General features: G+C 74.9%; 9 protein-coding genes. All 9 read right to left on the bottom strand.

Annotated features, from left to right (window positions below; genetic code table 11):
* Window positions 1–109: 109 nt before the first annotated feature.
* Window positions 110–3,727, bottom strand: coding sequence for an ATP-binding protein (locus tag FHR77_RS07065; protein ID WP_167259344.1), 3,618 nt, complete (start codon window positions 3,725–3,727; stop codon window positions 110–112).
* On the bottom strand, window positions 3,724–4,629 hold the full coding sequence (locus FHR77_RS07060; protein ID WP_167259343.1) for a DUF4194 domain-containing protein: 906 nt from the start codon (window positions 4,627–4,629) through the stop codon (window positions 3,724–3,726). Before FHR77_RS07060 ends, FHR77_RS07065 begins: the two co-directional genes overlap by 4 nt.
* Window positions 4,626–6,323, bottom strand: coding sequence for a DUF3375 family protein (locus FHR77_RS07055; protein WP_167259342.1), 1,698 nt, complete (start codon window positions 6,321–6,323; stop codon window positions 4,626–4,628). The genes FHR77_RS07060 and FHR77_RS07055 overlap by 4 nt, the downstream gene beginning before the upstream one ends.
* 254 nt (window positions 6,324–6,577) lie before the next feature.
* Window positions 6,578–7,486: a hypothetical protein gene (locus tag FHR77_RS16600; protein ID WP_167259341.1), complete on the bottom strand. Its 909-nt coding sequence runs from the start codon at window positions 7,484–7,486 to the stop codon at window positions 6,578–6,580.
* 59 nt (window positions 7,487–7,545) lie between these two features.
* Window positions 7,546–8,718: a zinc-dependent alcohol dehydrogenase family protein gene (locus FHR77_RS07045; protein ID WP_208380421.1), complete on the bottom strand. Its 1,173-nt coding sequence runs from the start codon at window positions 8,716–8,718 to the stop codon at window positions 7,546–7,548.
* A gap of 3 nt (window positions 8,719–8,721) precedes the next feature.
* Complete coding sequence (locus FHR77_RS07040) at window positions 8,722–9,768, bottom strand: ABC transporter permease (protein ID WP_167259340.1); 1,047 nt, start codon at window positions 9,766–9,768, stop codon at window positions 8,722–8,724.
* A gap of 14 nt (window positions 9,769–9,782) precedes the next feature.
* Window positions 9,783–11,327, bottom strand: a complete 1,545-nt coding sequence (locus FHR77_RS07035) for a sugar ABC transporter ATP-binding protein (protein WP_208380420.1) — start codon at window positions 11,325–11,327, stop codon at window positions 9,783–9,785.
* A 79-nt stretch (window positions 11,328–11,406) separates the two neighbouring features.
* A complete protein-coding gene (locus FHR77_RS07030) occupies window positions 11,407–12,429 on the bottom strand; it encodes a substrate-binding domain-containing protein (protein ID WP_167259339.1) in 1,023 nt (340 codons plus the stop codon).
* Window positions 12,430–12,438: 9 nt separating this feature from the next.
* Window positions 12,439–15,861 carry a DUF5107 domain-containing protein gene (locus FHR77_RS07025; RefSeq protein ID WP_167259338.1) on the bottom strand — a complete coding sequence of 1,141 codons (3,423 nt, stop codon included), beginning with the start codon at window positions 15,859–15,861 and terminating at the stop codon, window positions 12,439–12,441.
* Between the last annotated feature and the right edge of the window lie 25 nt (window positions 15,862–15,886).

The raw sequence follows: 15,886 nt of genomic DNA, 5'->3' as shown, positions 1-15,886 counted from the left end.
GCGGACAGATCTCTCTCAAATTGGGAGAGGACAGGGGAGGCGCGGGGCGAGTGGGCGCGAACTGCGGCTCCAGAGGGGCGGGAGGCGCGGATGGCGACCACTCGGCGGGCTAGCCGAGCGCGGCGGGGTCGAGGCCGTGGCGCTCGACCTCCATCGCCTCGCGGATCGTGAGGGGGTAGATGCGCGACAGCTCGGGGTTCACCGGATCGCTCGAGATGTAGGCGACGCTCTCGACGTGCTGCTCGAACGCGTTCACCTTGTCTCGCGGGGCCCCGACGACCAGCTGGAAGCCCAGCGACCGCAGCGCCGAGAGCGCCCGGCCGGTGTACTCCGTGTCGGCCTTCACGAAGCCCTCGTCGAGCACGATCGGCGCGTAGGTCGGCACCCGGTCGGTGCCGTCGCCGAGCCGGAAGCGCAGCGCGGCGCCGAGCACGAACGCGATCAGCTCCTGGCCCTCCCCGCCTGACTTGCCCGCGACTCCCTCGTGCACGATCTGCGTGCCGTCACGCCTCGTCTCGATCGCCCGGAACTGGTAGTGCTCGCGCGCGTCGAGCACCCGGCGACGCCAGGCCTCACCCGACTTCGAGCGCTCCTCGAGGCTGGCCAGGTCGCGCCGCAGACGCAGGAAGCGGCGCTCGATCTCGGCGGGGTCACGTGGATCGACGGCCGAGGCCGCAGAGCCGCCCGCGCCAGCCGCAGAACCGCCGCCGGCACCGCCGCCCGTGTGCTCGCGCAGCGTCCGCTTGAACTCCGCCAGGTCGCTGTTCGACACCGGCCGCGGCTCGATGTCGAGCGTCGACCCCTGCCGGAACTCGATCGCGGCCAGCGCCTGCGAGATCGGCCGGACGCCACGACGGATGACGTGCCCGTCCTCCTCGATCTGCACCAGCAGCGCCCGCAGGCTGTCGCCCACGCTCGCCCCGGCCTTCGCCAGCCAGCGCTGCTTCGCGTGGGGCAGGTCGTCGTCGACCAGCGTGCGGTGGATCGCCAGCACGGCCGGCAGGCTCTCGATCGACGCGTCGAAGCCGGCGTTCGGGTCGAGCTCGAGGTAGCGCGTGAAGACGAGCTCGAGCGTGAGCTCGTGCTGCGTCCGCTCACGGTCGTGCGCGTCGACCTGCGCCCGCAGCTGCGCGGCCGCCTCACGGCGCGTGCGCTCGACGTCGGCCACCTCGCGCGGCGCCGCGAACGGCAGCGGCGCGAGCAGCACCCGCTCGTCGTCGGTCAGCGGGTCGGCGCCCGAGGCGTCGCTGAACGCGTCCTCGATGTCGACCAGCGTCGCGTGCGTCGCCTCGAGCTGGTCGAGCACCTGCTGCACCTCGGCCCCGCGACGCACGGCCTCGAGCCGCGCCTCGTCCTGCGCCGCGGCCTCGGCCTGCAGCGCCGTCACCTCGGGGCGCTCGACGGCGACCCGCTCGAGCTGCGCCTGCAGGTCGGCGAGGCGGGCCCGCGCCGGAGCGGGGTCGACGTCCGACCACTCCACGGCGGCGGCGCGCGCCACGGTCTCGACGACCGTGCGGCGGGCGCTGGCGACCGTCTCGGCGGCGTCCCACTCCGCGCGCGCCGCGTCGAGCGACTCCGTCAGGGCGGTGATCTCGGCCGTCAGCTCGGCGACCCGGCCGGTGTTGTCGAGGCCGATCCAGGAGCGGACCCGCCGGTCGTCCTTCGTCACCCGACGACGCGAGCCGGTGCGGAGGCCCGAGCGCGTCACGGCGCCCCTCGCGCCGACGGGCAGCGGGTCGTCGAGCGCCGACGCGTCGTCGACGCAGAGCACGCTGCGGTCGTCGACGACCTCGTCGCGCAGCCAGCCCACGAACGGGCTCGCCTCGTCGAACACGAGCATCGACGGCACGGTGCGCGCGAGCGGCGTGCGCGTCGGCGTCAGGCCCGGCGTCGCGGGCACGAGGGTGACGCGGCCGCGCATGTCCTCCCGGTCGACGAAGCGGCGCACGGCGTCGAAGTCATCGGGGTCGACGAGGAGGTGCGTGGCCAGGTCGCCGAGCACCCTCTCGATCGCGGTCGTCCAGTCGCGGTGCTCCGTGGCGACCTCGAACAGCTCGCCCGCGTAGGGCAGCCGGGCGACCGGCACGCCCGTGCCGTCGGCGATGCGCCGACGTCGCTCGACCGCGTCGTCGGGCACGTTGCTGCGGCGCCGCTCGAACGACTCCTTCTCGCGCTGGCGCTCGCCGACCGACCGCCGCGTCTCGGCGATCCGGGCCGCGAGGTCGCCGCGCAGCTCGTCGTGCTCGCGGCGGGCCGCCGCCTCCTCGGCCGCGAGCTCCGTCGCCCGCGTGCGCAGCGACTCCAGCTCGTCCGCGGTCGTGGGCACCGGCTCGCCGACGCCCTCGAGCGGGGCGGCGAACCGGCGGTGCTCCTTCTCGACGCGTCCGAGCGCCTCCCCGGCCCAGCGCACCTGCTCCCGGAGCGAGTGCGAGGGGTCGCCGCCGAGGTCGGCGATCTGCGCCAGGGCCTGCTCACGGGCACGGAGGGCGGCCTCCGCGGCCTCGGCGGCGCGCCTCCTCGTCTCGACGTGGCCGCGCTTCTCGGTCTGCACCCGGTCGACCTCGCCGCCGACCCAGCTGCCGACCGCCTCGGCCAGCCAGACGTCGAGCCGACGCGGCTCGTCGTCGCCGCCGGCCAGCAGGCGGCGCTTCGCGGTCGCGTCGTCGCCCGCGCTGCGCCAGCGCTCGGCGAGGCCGGGCACCGGCTCGAGCACGTCGAGCTTCCGCCGCGTCGTCTCGAACACGTCGTAGAGCTGCGACGCCTCGCGGTAGGTCGCCAGCGTGGTCTCCCACCGGGAGAGCGCCTTCGGCTGCGTCAGCACGAACTGCTTGAACAGCTCGTCGATCGAGAAGACGCCCTTCGACGCCTGCGCCCGCCGCAGCAGCGTCAGGGCCTTCAGCTGCGACTCGTCGCTGCCGCCGATGCCGAGCCGCGCGCAGAGCTGCACGCGGAGCTCGGGCTGCGAGTAGGTGACGAGGTCGTGCGCCGGGTCGACGAGCCGCGTCAGCGAGCTCTTCGTCAGTGGCGACGTGCTCGTCTCGTCGCGGCGGACGTCGGTCAGCCGGCTGAGGTCGAAGCGCCCCCGCACGAGCAGGTAGACGCTCGCCTGCGTGACGTCGTCCTGGCTGGCGGTGTCGGGGCCGATCCAGGCGAGGCGCACGGCGGTGAGGGTCTCGCCGAGCTCGGTGCTCCAGGTGATCGCGGCGCCGCTCGCGAACGACTCGCCCAGCGGGCGCAGGAACCGCGTCGTCGTGCGGTCGGAGTCGGCGTCGCGCACCTCGTCGGTCTTGCCGCGCGCGTAGCTGTAGACGGTGCGCTCGGAGCGCTGGCGCGAGTCGTCGCGGGCGGCCCGGTTGAACTCCTGCGGGTTCGGCATGATGACCGCGGCCATCGCGTCGAGCACGGTCGACTTGCCCCGCCCGGTCGGGCCGAGGATGGCGATGCCGCCCCGCCCGACGGGCATGCGGTGCAGGCCCGCGTAGCTGCCCCAGTTGAGCAGCTGCACGAGCTCGATGCGGTACTGGCCCGAGTGGAACATGCCGAGGTCGGGCGCGTCTTCGGGCTCGACGTCGACGTCGAGCGCGGGGGTGACGGGGGGCGTGGGCGTGGTGGAGGTTGTCACGTCGGCGGCGGTCGCGGGGCGGGCCGCGGGGGCGGCGGACTCGGCGCCGGTCTCGACGGGCGTGCGGGAGGCGCGGGGCGCGTCGGCGGGGGAGGCGGGGGTCATGCCTGGTCTGCTTCCGGGTCGAGGGGGAGGTCGAGCGGCAGGTCGAGGGCCGTGTCGGAGGCGCGGGGCGCGTCGGCGGGGGCGGGCGCGCCGTCGTCGGGCTCGGCGTCGGGGTCGAGCTCGGTCAGGTCGTCACCCGCGTCGAGCTCGGGGTCGAAGTCGGTCAGCTCGTCGGGCTCGTCCAGCTCGCCCGGTGCTCCGGCGCTCGCCGCGGACGCGCCGACCTCCGGCTCGGCGCCCGCGGCCTCGAGGTACAGGCGCTCGAAGTGCCGCAGCTGCTCGGGGCGGACGAGCGGCACGATCGCGGGGGCGACGACGAAGAGCGACGGGTCGTCGGGCTCGGGCTCGAGCAGGTCGCGGGCGATCATCGCGGCGATCGCGGCGTCGACGCGCCGCAGGGCGCGGACCTCGTCGTGGGCGGTGTCGTCGTGGAACCGGCCGAGGAACTCGGCGACCTGGTCGCGCGACACCACGACCGCGTCGTCGTCTCCGTCGGCGTAGGCGTGCTCGCGGCGCAGGAAGATCAGCAGGAACGACGCGTCGCGCGACAGCGGCTTCTCGCGCCGCAGCAGCACGGGGGCGTCGTCGCCGCCGGCCTGTCGCTTGAAGGCGACCTCGTAGCCGCGGTCGACCTCGAGCTCGAGGAACATCTCGGCGAGGCGGGCGCGGATCTCCGGCTCGTGCGCCAGGAGGCCGGCCCACGCCTCCTTCTGCTTGGCCCGGCTGATGAAGCGGTGCGTCATCAGCGTGACCAGGGCCTTGCGGCCGGCGAGGGGGAGCTCGTCGGAGACGGGGCGGGCGGGGGCGTCGTCGGCGTCGAGCGCCACGTCGGCCGTCGTATCGGGCGTCGCGTCGGCCGCTGCGTCGGCCGGGCGGAGGTCGTCGGTCGGGGCGGCGGTCATGCGGGGTCTCCCTGGAGGGTGCGGGCGGGGGCGGCGGGTGCGGCGGAGTCGGCGCCGGGCGGGGGTGCGTCCCGGGTGAAGACCAACCGGGGCAGCGTGACCTCGCGGGGGGCGCCTCCTCGGGGTGCTCCGGCCCCGGTGCCGGACGGGTCGTCGGGGGTGAGGACGACGGACTCGGTCTCGTCGGTGACGACGCCGCGCTCGACGGCGAGGTCGAGCATGCTCAGCACGAGCGTGAGGCGACGGAACTCGGGCTCGGTGGCGCGGTAGACGTCGGCGCTCGTCACCTCGTCACGGCCGTCGCCCTCGTCGAGCAGGCGGTCGATCGTCGCGGCGACCGCGGCGGGGCTGGTGCCCGCGGTGAGGCGGAGCGCGGCGCGGTCGGCGGCGGGCAGGGCGGCGTCGCCCTCGGCCACGCGCACCTCGACGGTGGGGCGGCCGCGCTCGCTCCAGAGCTGCACCTGGCTGACGTCGACGACGTCGACGGGGCCGAGGCCGAGCACGTCCTCGGGCAGCACCGCGGCGCCGGGGCGACGCTCGGCCCAGGCGGCGCCGGCGTGCAGGGCGCGCTCGGCGAGGGTGAGCAGGCGCTGGTGCTTCTCGGCGCCCGACCGGCTGAGGAAGCGGCGGAGCGACGACGTCCAACGCCCGTACGTCTCCTGCACGGACTGCTCCTCGGCGAGCAGCGACGAGATCAGCTGCTCGAGCTGCTCGCGCTGCCGCTCGGTGAGGTGCTCGGCGGCGCCGGGCTGCGAGAGCACCTTGTCGATGTCGGCGCGCATCACGTCGATCTCGCGCGACGAGAGCATCTGGGCGAAGCCGCGGTAGGCACGGCCCTCGGGCGTCTGCTCGAGCAGGTCGTTCTCGCGGAGGTACTGCTCGACGAGCGCGCCCTTGCCGACGTGCTCGTGGGTCGCACGGCGGGCGACCTCGCGGTGGCGCTGCTCGACCATGGCGCTGAGCTGGCGGAAGTCCTCGGGCAGCGACGCCGTCAGCCGCACGACCTCGCGCACCTGGCGCGACACGACGTCGGCGGTCGCCGGGACGGGGCCGTGCCGCTCGACCTCGTCGCGGCGGCGCTGCAGCTCGGCGATCTGCTCGTCGAGCCGGGCGACCTGCGACGCCGGGTCGGGGTCGGCGAGGCCGGCGAGCTGGCGGACGGCGTGCGCGATGCTGCCGAAGCGGGCCTCGGAGACGGCGTTGTCGGCCTCGGCCAGCTCGCGGACGATGCGCAGCGCCTTGAGGGCGTGCGGCGAGAGGCGGTAGCGGGCCCGGGCGGCCTGGCCGTCCTCCTCGCCGGAGGCGCGGGTGCGGATCAGCCACCGGCTGTCGACCCAGCCGCGGCAGTAGTCGGCCGGGGTCTTGGCCTCGGGGAGGTCGGCCGTCTCTGCGGGGCCGGCGGGCGCCTCCCCGGGGGTGGTGTCCGTGGTGGGGGTCGTGGTCGTGGCGGTGGCGTCGGCGCTCGCCGTCTCGCCGGCCGCGGCCTCCGCGGCGTTCTCGGCCAGCGCCTCCGCGACGGCCTGGTGGAACCAGTCGGCCGAGACGGGGCCCTCGGCGCGCTCGAGGTGGCGGGAGAAGAGGGGGAGGATCCAGCGGCTGTTCGAGCTGCGCAGCAGGGCCCAGGTGGGGTCGGTGCCGAACACCTCGCGCACGCCGTCGCGGCTGAGGGCGTCGTGCCCCGACGGTTCTTCCACTGCCCAGCCTCCCTGATCGTCGACGGACGACGATACCGCGGGGGCGGCGTAGCGCCGGACGCAGGCGGCCCGGTCGGTGCCGTCACGGGGCCCTCGGGTGCTCGTCGTGGGGTGCGGCGGGGCGCGGCCCGAGGGTGCGGCGGGTCGGTGTCCTCCTGGGCGGGTCGGCGCCGACCCGCCCGGAGGGACGGGGACCCGCCGCACGGCTCGAGGTCGCGCATCTGCCCGGCCCAGCCGGCTCCGGCTCGCTCCGGCTACGCCGGCCCGACCCGCCACTCGATCTCGAGCGTCGACGCGTCGCCCGGCTGCAGGGTCTCGAGCGGCCCGAGCACCTCCAGCTCGACGAGGTGGGCCGAGGGGTGGAGCCCCTCCAGCGACGCGATCGGCTCGGCCGTCGGGCGCTGCAGCCAGACCTCGACCTTCGCGCCGCCGTCGGGCCAGGTGCCCGCGGGCGCGGGTGTCGTCGACAGCGCGAGCACGGGCCCGCCCTCGTCGTGCAGGGCGACCGACCCCGAGGCTCCGGGGTAGCCCCGCTTGGCGACGCCGGTGCCGAGGGGCAGGACGACGTCGTGGCCGCGTCGGCCGCTGGGCAGCTCGCCCTCGTAGGTGCCGAGGTCGAGCTCGTCGGCGACCCGGTCGTGGGGCACGACCACCGACGACCCGGCGGAGGGGGAGGCGGCGCCGTCGGCCGTGTCGGCCTGGCAGACCTCCCAGATCGCCCATCGCCGGGTCGTCGACGACACGTTCTCGAAGGTGACGTGCTGGTCGAGGCGCGTCGACGCGTCACGCACGGTGAACCGGCGCGTGACCCGCAGGCCCGAGCGCGGGTCGTCGGGGCTGGTGAGCGTGACCACGGCGACGGACTCGTCGACCGTGCACGACGCCGACCAGGTGCCCGAGTCGAGCACGGGGTCGGGCGGCCCGGCCCACTCGTCGGGCCCTGACCAGCCCTGGGGGGCGGGCCAGGTCTTCGACCCGCCCACGTTCGCCCAGGTCGACATGCCGCCGTCGCCGGCCGGCCAGGCCGAGACCGGCGTGACCGGCCGCAGCGAGCCGTCGAGCAGGGCGGGGTCGCGCCAGAGCAGCTCTCGACCCGCGTGCACGAGCGAGAGGAGGCGCCCCCCGCGGGTCGGCGCGAACGCGAGCGCCAGCTCGTCGGTCACGACCCTGATCAGAGGGAGGCCGTCGGCCTCGCCAGCCCCGACCGACTCGACCCGCACCGTCACGAGGCCGGGTGCCCGATCGTCGTGGCCCGGGCGGCGGGCTCCTCGCGCACCGGGGCGCCGGCCGGCACGAGCACGACCTTGCCGGTGGCGCCGGCCGCCGCGATCCGGTACGCCTCGTCGGCGTCGGTGAGCGGCAGCGTGTGCGAGACGACGATCTGGGGGCTGAGGCCGCCCTCGGCGATCATGCGCGCGACGTCCTCCATGCCCTGGAGCGACGTCACCCACGACGCGGTGATCGTGAGCTGTTTGTGCAGGAGCGTGTCGGAGACCTCGGTCTCGAGCCGGCCGCCCTCGCCGAGCAGCCCCACCCGGCCCCACTCCGCCGCGGCCTCGACCGCGGTGAGGCGGCCCGGCGTGCTGCCCGAGCAGTCGACCGTGACCTGGCAGCCCACGCCGTCGGTGAGCGCGAGCACGTTCTCGACGGCGTCGCCGTCGGCCAGCACGACGTCGTCGACGAGGCCGGTCGCGCGGACGAACTCGATGCGCTCCGCCGACCGCTCGACCCCGATCACGCGGCGGGCGCCGAGCATCCGGCCGAGCATGGCGGCGGCGAGGCCGACCGGGCCCAGGCCGACGACGAGCAGGTCTTCTCCGCCGTGGATGCCCGTGCGGCGGAGGCCCTCGTAGGCCGTTCCGAAGCCGCAGGCGATCAGCGCGCCGTCGACGTACGACAGCCCGTCGGGCAGGGGCACGCAGGTCGACTCGTCGACCAGCACGTACTCCGCGTGGCCGCCGTCGCGCTGCCAGCCGTACGACGCCTTGTGCGGCTGGTCGGTGCAGCTGATGAAGTAGCCCGCCCGGCAGTTGCGGCACCGGCCGCAGCCCTGGATGTGGTACACGATGACGTCGTCGCCGACGCCGAAGCGGGTGACCCCGGGCCCCGACGACACGATGCGCCCGCACGGCTCGTGGCCCGCGACGACGCCCTTGTAGGCGGGCGCCCCGTCGAGGCCCTTGTGCGTCTTGTAGCCGTTGTAGATGAAGCCGATGTCGCTGCCGCAGATGCCGCTCGCGCCCACTTGCACGAGCACCTGACCGGGGCCGGGCGTCGGCACGTCATGCGTGCGCAGCTCGGCGGTGCCGTCGCCGGGCAGGAACACGCCCTGCATGGTGCCGGCGGGCGAGGAGGCGCGGGTCGCGGCCTCGGGGGAGGGGACGGTGGTGGTCATGGCCTAGCTCTCTTCGATCGACCCGCGCTTGCGGGAGAGGGTGACGTTGAGCAGGACGGCGAGCACGATGATCACACCGCGCACGACGCTCTGGAGGAAGGAGTCGACGCCGAGCAGCACGAGCCCGTTGCCGATCAGCGTGATGAAGATCACGCCGAGGAAGGTGCCGACGAGGCTGCCGCGCCCGCCCGACATCGCGGTGCCGCCGATCACGACCGCGGCGATGACGTCGAACTCGAGGCCGTTGGCCGCACCGGCGTTGCCCGAGCCGAGGCGGGCGGCGAGCAGCACGCCGCTCAGGGCGCCGAGCATGCCCATGATCGCGAAGAGCAGCACCCGCACGCGGGCGACCTTGATGCCCGCGAGCCGGGCCGCCGCGGCGTTGCCGCCGATGGCGAAGACCGAGCGGCCGAAGGCCGTCTTGCGGGCGACGAAGGCGAAGACCAGGAAGGCGACGATCATGATGACGGCCGGGGTCGGCACGCCGAGCACGGTGCCGGTGAGGAACGGCATGACCGGCTCGTCGAGGGGCAGCGGCACGGGCAGCGCGTCGGTGCTGAACTGGCCGAGGCCGCGCAGCACGCTCCAGAGCCCGAGCGTCGCGATGAACGACGGCACGAGGAAGCGGGCCCGCAGCACGCCGGCGAGGGCGCCCCAGCCCGCCCCGACCACGAGGGTGATCAGGATGGCGAGCAGCGCGGGCAGCCCCCACTGCGTCATCGCCACGGCGACGATGACCGACGACAGGGCGACGGCCGGGCCGGTGCTCACGTCGATCTCGCCGGCGATGATCACGAGGGTCATGCCCGTCGCGGCGATGCCGATCAGCGCGGCGTCGCGGAGCAGCCCGCTCTGGTTGGCGACGGTGAAGAAGCCCACCGCGTTGAACATCAGGTAGAGGTACAGCGCGACGATCGCGACCAGCAGGCCGACGATGTTGACGAGGGTCGTGTTGCGACGGAACGCGTCGCGGACGCGGCCGACGGCGCCGCCGCGGGGGCGATCGCCGGGCGTGGCCGAGGTGGTGGTGGGGTCGAGCGTGGAGGTCATCGGGTCGTCCTTCTTCAGCTCGAGACCATGGAGGCCTGGAGCAGCACGGGCAGGGAGATGTCGGGGGCGCGGTACTCCTCGCGGAGGCCGCCGTCTCGGAGGACGAGCACGCGGTCGCAGGCCAGGGGCAGCTCCTCGATCTCGCTCGAGACGAAGACGACGAGCTTGCCGGTGTCGGCGACGGCGCGCATGATCTCGTAGATCTGCGCCTTCGCCTCGACGTCGACGCCGCGGGTGGGCTCGTCGAGGAGGAGCACCCGGCTGTCGGCGTGCAGCCAGCGGGCGATGACCGCCTTCTGCTGGTTGCCGCCGCTGAGGGTGCTGATCGGGCGCGAGAGGTCGTGCGCCTTGATGCTGAGCCGGTCGGCGAGCGCCTTCGTGGCGGTGGCGATCGCACCGGCCGACAGCGCGCCTCCCCGGGTGACCCGGCCGAAGTCGCTCATGACGATGTTCTCGTCGATGCCGAGGCCGGGCACGACGCCGCGGCCCTTGCGGTCCTCCGGGGTCATGCCGACCCCGAGGGCCAGCATGCGGGAGGCGGTCGGCCGGTCGACGACGGAGCCCGCGATCGAGACGGTGCCGCCCGTCGCCGGCCGGAAGCCCGCGATCGCCTGCAGCAGCTCGGTGCGCCCGGAGCCGAGGAGCCCCGCGATGCCGAGCACCTCGCCGGCCCGGCCCTCGAAGCTGACGCCCCGGAGCTTCGGGGCCACGTCGAGGTCGTCGACGCGGAGGAGCACCTCGCCCGAGGTGACGGGTCGCGTGGCGACGGCCCGCTGCTCGGGGTCGGCGCCGATCATCAGCTCGATGATGTGGGCGGTGTCGCTGCCCGCGATGGAGACGGTCTCGACGACCTTGCCGTTGCGCATCACGGTCGCGGTGTCGGCGATCTGACGGATCTCGTCCATCCGGTGGCTGACGTAGAGCACCGCGACGCCCTGGGCGGCGAGCCGCTTGACGGTGTCGAGCACGAGGTCGACCTCCGCCGCCGCGAGCGCGCTCGTCGGCTCGTCGAGGATGAGCAGGCGCGGGTCGTCCTGCAGGGCACGGCCGATCTCGACGATCTGCTGCTGGGCGAGCGTGAGCCCGGCGACCTCGGCGTGCACGTCGATGTCGGCCCCGAGGCGCTCGAAGGTCGCGCGGGCCCGCTCGACCATCGCGCGGGTGTCGATGCCGAACCGGCCGCGGGGCCAGCGGCCCATGGCGAGGTTCTCGGCGACGGTGACGCCGGGCACGAGGCTGAGCTCCTGGTAGCACGTGGCGACGCCCGCGGCGGAGGCGGCGGTGACGCCGCCGTTGCCGAGCGGCTGCCCGCCGAGCAGGACCTCACCGGCGCTGGGGGTCTCGACGCCGCTGAGCAGGCGGATCAGCGTCGACTTGCCGGCGCCGTTCTGGCCGAGCAGGGCGCGGACCTCGCCGGCGTGGACGGTGAAGTCGACCCCGTCGAGGGCGGTGACGCCGGGGTAGACCTGGCTGACGCCGCGGGCCTCGGCGATGGGGGCGCCGCGGTCGCGGGCGGGATCGAGCGGCGCGATCGGGGTGTCGGCTGTCGACTCTGACAAGGGGATCCTCCGGGGATCGGGTGGTGGTGGATGAGAGGGGCGACGGTGAGCCCGGCGGGGGCCGGGCTCACCGTGCCGATCACGGGAGACCGTCGGGGTGGGTCTCGGTCCACCCGGCCGCGTCGGCGGGCAGGTAGAGGTCGATCGGCGCCGCGACGACCTTCTCGTCGGGGGTCTTCCCGTCGATGGCGTCCTGCGCGGCGGCGAAGGCGAGCTTGCCCGCCTCGATGCCGCTGATGTCGACGACGGCCTTGAGCACGGAGCCGTCGGCGAGCTCGGCCGCGATGTCGGACGTCATGTCGGAGCCGAAGACGGCGACCTGGCCGGTGAGGCCGCGGGTCTGGACGGCCTTGTAGGCCCCGACCGTCGCGCCGCCGGCCTCGCCGTAGAGCCCGTCGAGGTCGGGGTTCGCGCTGAGCATCTGCTCGGCGGTCGAGACCGCCTGGTCGACCTCGGCGCCCTCCTGGTTCGCGACGAAGACCGTGCCGGGCAGCGCTGCGGTCAGGGCCTCGGAGAAGCCCCTGAAGCGCTGCTGGCAGACCTCGTACTGCTCGCAGTTGATGACGCCCATCTTCGGGGCCGTGATGCCGGCCTCGGTGAAGTACGCCGCCGCCTGCGTGCCGAGGTCGCCGCCGAACTTCAGCGGGTCGCCCAGCACCCAGGCCGTGACGTACTGGTCGACGGCGTCGTCGCTGACGCAGGTGTTGTAGCAGATGACCGGGATCCCGGCCTCGCTGGCCTGGCGCACCGCGGGCACGCTGCCGTCGGTCGAGACCGCCGACATGATGATCGCGCTGACGCCGGAGGAGGTGAGCGTGTTCATGAACGAGCTCTCTTTCGAGACGTCGCCCGCCGAGGTCGACTCGAGGAAGTCGACCTTCTTCGAGTCGGCGTCCGCCGCGTCCTGGACGCCCTTCTTGACGCCGCCGTAGAAGCCCTGCGAGTCGAGGTAGAGGGCGCCGATGCGCTCGGCGCCGCCCTCGCCGCCGTCGGCGCTGGGGATGGAGCAGCCCGCGAGGGCGGCGGCCGCCGCGAGGAGCGCGGCGGCGGAGAGGACGCGGCGTCGCGCCCTCGGCCTGATCGGTGTCGACATGGTGGTCATGGTTCCTTCCTAGGGGCGCCCGGCGTCGTCGCCGGACGTGACCGCGGGGGCGGTCGGGTCGGGGGTGGTGGGGTCGACGGGGGAGGGCTCGTGGCCCAGCCCCGTCCACAGCTCGGCGACCACGTGGCGCAGCCGGGTGACCTCGGCGTCGCGCCCCTGCTGCGGGTCGTCCTGGAAGAGCAGCATCGTGGGCAGCGAGGTGGCGAAGTAGTCGACCTCGGCCGGGGCGGCGGCCAGCTCGTCGACGAACGCGTCGAACCGGCGGAGCAGGGCCCGCGCCTCGTCGTCGGCGCCGAGCCTGGTCAGGGCGGTGACCGACGCGGCGCTCCGCTCGGTGAAGGCCTGGGCGGCCATGCCGGCGAAGTCGCCCGTGGCGTCGGCCGCCTGCCGCCAGGCCCACCGGGCGGCGTCGTCGTCGCCGCGAGCGGCGAGGGCGTCGCCGAGGGCGAGGTGGAGCTCCGCCGTCGTCTGCAGGGGGTGGCGGGCCTCGCCCAGGGTCGTCGGGGGCTCGAGCGCGGCGACGACGTGGTCGTGCGCCGTGTCGGCGTCGCCCGCGGCGAGCGCCGCGCGGGCGGCCGCCAGCGAGGCGGCCTCCCAGGCGCCGAGCACCTGGCCCTCGCCGCCCTCCCAGGGCTGGAACCGACGAGCGCGCACCGCGGCGAGGGCGTCGTCGTGACGGCCGACGGCGGTGAGCAGCCGGGCGCGGACGACGCTGAGGTCGTCGCGCTCGAGCACGAGGGCCGACTGCCGTTCGAGGGCGTCGAGTCGCTCGGCCGCGGGCACCCCACGGCGCTCGGCGAGCTGGTCGCTCTCGAAGAGCAGGCGCGAGTCGTCGGGCCGGAGCTGGCGGGCCGCGGCGTAGTGCTCGGCCGCCGCCTCGGGGTCGTGGGCGACGTTGTAGGCGGCCACGCCGAGGTTGCGCTCGACGACCGCGGCCTGGGCGTCGTCGAGGTCGCCCTGGAGGGCCCGACGCCACGCGTCGGCGGCGTCGGCGCCGCGGCCGTGGGCGTAGTACCAGCTGCCGAGCAGCGACCAGGCGAGGCCGTCGGCCGGCACCACCTGCACGGCCTCGAGCAGCACGGTGACGTCGTCGAGCCGCGAGGGCAGGCAGCGGGTGGCGTCGACGGCGTGCAGCGAGACGAGGGCGCGGCGGGCCTCGGCCGTGCGGCCGGCCCGGGCCAGCAGGGAGGCGCGATGGTAGCCGAGCAGGGGGCCCACGTTCACCTGACCCTGCGCGGCGCGGGGGAGCTGCGCCTGGGCGAGGTCGAGCACCGAGAGGGCCTCGTCGAGGTACCCCGCCGAGCCGTACTCGAGGGCGACGTCGAGCAGGGTGGGGGAGTCGTCGGAGAGGACCCGGCCGGCGAGGTGCCGGGCCCACTGGTCGAGCGGGTCGAGGGCCAGCGTCTCGTGCAGCAGGTCGTCGGCCTCCTCGCGTCGGTCGAGGTCGCGGAGGGTCAGGACGAGGAGGTCGCGGGCCTGCAGGTTGTCGGCGTCGCGGCGCAGCACCGCGCGGAGCAGCTGCTCCGCGGCGGCGGGGTCGGAGCGGCCGAGGAGGCGCGCGCGGGCCAGCGAGGCGGGCCCGGCCCAGGCGGCGTTCCAGGCGGACTTCGCCAGCGCCTCCTGCGCCTCCGCCCCGCGGCCGAGACGGGTGAGGGCGAGGCCGAGCCGGTAGAGCGGCTCGCCGTCGGCGGGGTTCGGTGCCCAGGCCAGCTGGCGCGTCACGGCCGTGCGCAGCAGGTCGAGCGCCTCGCCCCAGCGGGCGGAGTCGTGCAGGAGCGTCGCCAGCGCGACGTTGACCCGCACGTCTCCGGGATCGCGACGGAGCGCCTCCCGCCAGTACGGCTCGGGCGACCGGGTCGCGTGGCGGTACTGCTGCAGGTACTGGCCGACGAGGAAGAGCTCGTCGACGGTGGCGACGTCGGCGGGGGCCGGCGGAGCGACCGCGGCGGCCGGGGCGTCGACGGTGCCGGTGCCGTCGGGGCCGCCGGTGCCGTCCGCGCCGGCCTCGGCGTCGAGCTGGGCGGCCACGCTGCGGCCGTCGACCGCGACGAGCACGCGCCCCTCGGCCCGCGCCTCCACCAGGACGTCGTCGAGCACCGTGCCCTCGGGCAGCGGGCGGTCGAGCACCGCGGGCGAGCCGGGCGCGACGGCGACGCGGTGCTGGTCGAGCACCCGGCCGTCGCGGGCCCGGACGACGACGTCGACGGCGGGGTGGGCGTGCGTCACGGCGAGGCCGACGCGGAGCACCGCGGGCCCCTCCTCGGGCAGGTCGACACGCAGCGCGGCGTCGCGCGTCGCCTGATGAGCCGGGCCGATCTCGGTGATCGGGTACCAGAACTGGCTGAAGGTCTTCGTCTCGCCGGGCGTGAGGAAGGAGAAGTCGGGCTGGTTGTCGGTGTACACGCCGGCCATGAGCTCGACGTAGGGGCCGTCGCCGTCGGTGAGGTTGTCGTCCCAGGCCCAGCCGAAGGGAGCGTCGCCCCACGTCCACTGCTTCTTGCCGGGGGAGATCGCCCGGTCGGCCCAGTGGACGAAGCCCGCCCGACGGCCGTGGTCGTAGCCGCCGAAGAAGTCGTCGTCGGTGTGCGTGACCATGTACGAGGTCGGCACCGGGATGTTGCGGTACCAGTCGAGCCGGTCGCCGTCGGGGTGGTCGGCGTCGACGCGCGCGGGGTAGTCGACGCCGTAGTACTCGCCGGCGACCCGGGGGAAGTCGACGACGGCGCGCTTCGCGTGGTCGGCCACGTGCCGGACGTCGGTCGGGAAGAACGACTGGTAGTCGTCGTTGACCGCGGCGGCGACGTTCGCCCACCAGAGGAAGGTCTGCGTCTCGTCGCTGCGGTTGAAGAGCCGCACGCGGGCCTCGATCAGGGAAGAGCCGGGCCGCAGGCGGATGCCGTGCATGCCCTTCATCCGCGCGAAGGGGTCGTGGTCGGAGCACCACACGGTGACGGCCCCGTCGGCCTCGCGCTCGATCGACACGTCGGTGGGGAGGAACGTCGCGGGGCGGTGGTGCTGGGGCCAGTTGAACTCGACGCCGCCGGAGATCCAGGGCCCGGCGAGGCCGACGAGCGCGGGCTTGACGACGTTGTTGCGGTAGAAGATGTCGTAGTCGGCCGTCTTGTCGTAGGCCACGTGGATGCGGCCGCCGAGCTGCGGCAGGACGACGAGGCGCAGCCACTCGTTCTCGAGGTGCACGGCGTCCCACGCGTGGGGCCGCTTCTCGGCCTCGATGCGCTCGTGGAACGGCAGCGGGAAGACCCGCCCGGACGATCCTTGGTAGACCCGGGAGTCGAGGAAGGCCGGGTACCTGTCGGGCTCGCCCGGCAGGTAGGTGTCGACGACGAGGGGTTCCGACCAGGCGGCGACGCCTGCCGAGGCCTGGTCAGCGGGCACGGGGGGAAGAGTCAACCTCGACTCGGCGGTGAGCATGGGGCCAGCGTACGGAGCCGACCCG

Origin of the sequence: Frigoribacterium endophyticum (assembly GCF_011759585.1) — a bacterium.
Taxonomy (GTDB): domain Bacteria; phylum Actinomycetota; class Actinomycetes; order Actinomycetales; family Microbacteriaceae; genus Frigoribacterium; species Frigoribacterium endophyticum.
This window is presented reverse-complemented; position numbering and strand designations above follow the sequence as displayed.

Bases quoted from the DNA above. Each gene is read 5' to 3' on its own strand.
- FHR77_RS07065 (WP_167259344.1), bottom strand. From the start codon at position 3,727: ATGACCCCCGCCTCCCCCGCCGACGCGCCCCGCGCCTCCCGCACGCCC.
- FHR77_RS07060 (WP_167259343.1), bottom strand. From the start codon at position 4,629: ATGACCGCCGCCCCGACCGACGACCTCCGCCCGGCCGACGCAGCGGCC.
- FHR77_RS07045 (WP_208380421.1), bottom strand. From the start codon at position 8,718: ATGACCACCACCGTCCCCTCCCCCGAGGCCGCGACCCGCGCCTCCTCG.
- FHR77_RS07040 (WP_167259340.1), bottom strand. From the start codon at position 9,768: ATGACCTCCACGCTCGACCCCACCACCACCTCGGCCACGCCCGGCGAT.
- FHR77_RS07030 (WP_167259339.1), bottom strand. From the start codon at position 12,429: ATGACCACCATGTCGACACCGATCAGGCCGAGGGCGCGACGCCGCGTC.
- FHR77_RS07025 (WP_167259338.1), bottom strand. From the start codon at position 15,861: ATGCTCACCGCCGAGTCGAGGTTGACTCTTCCCCCCGTGCCCGCTGAC.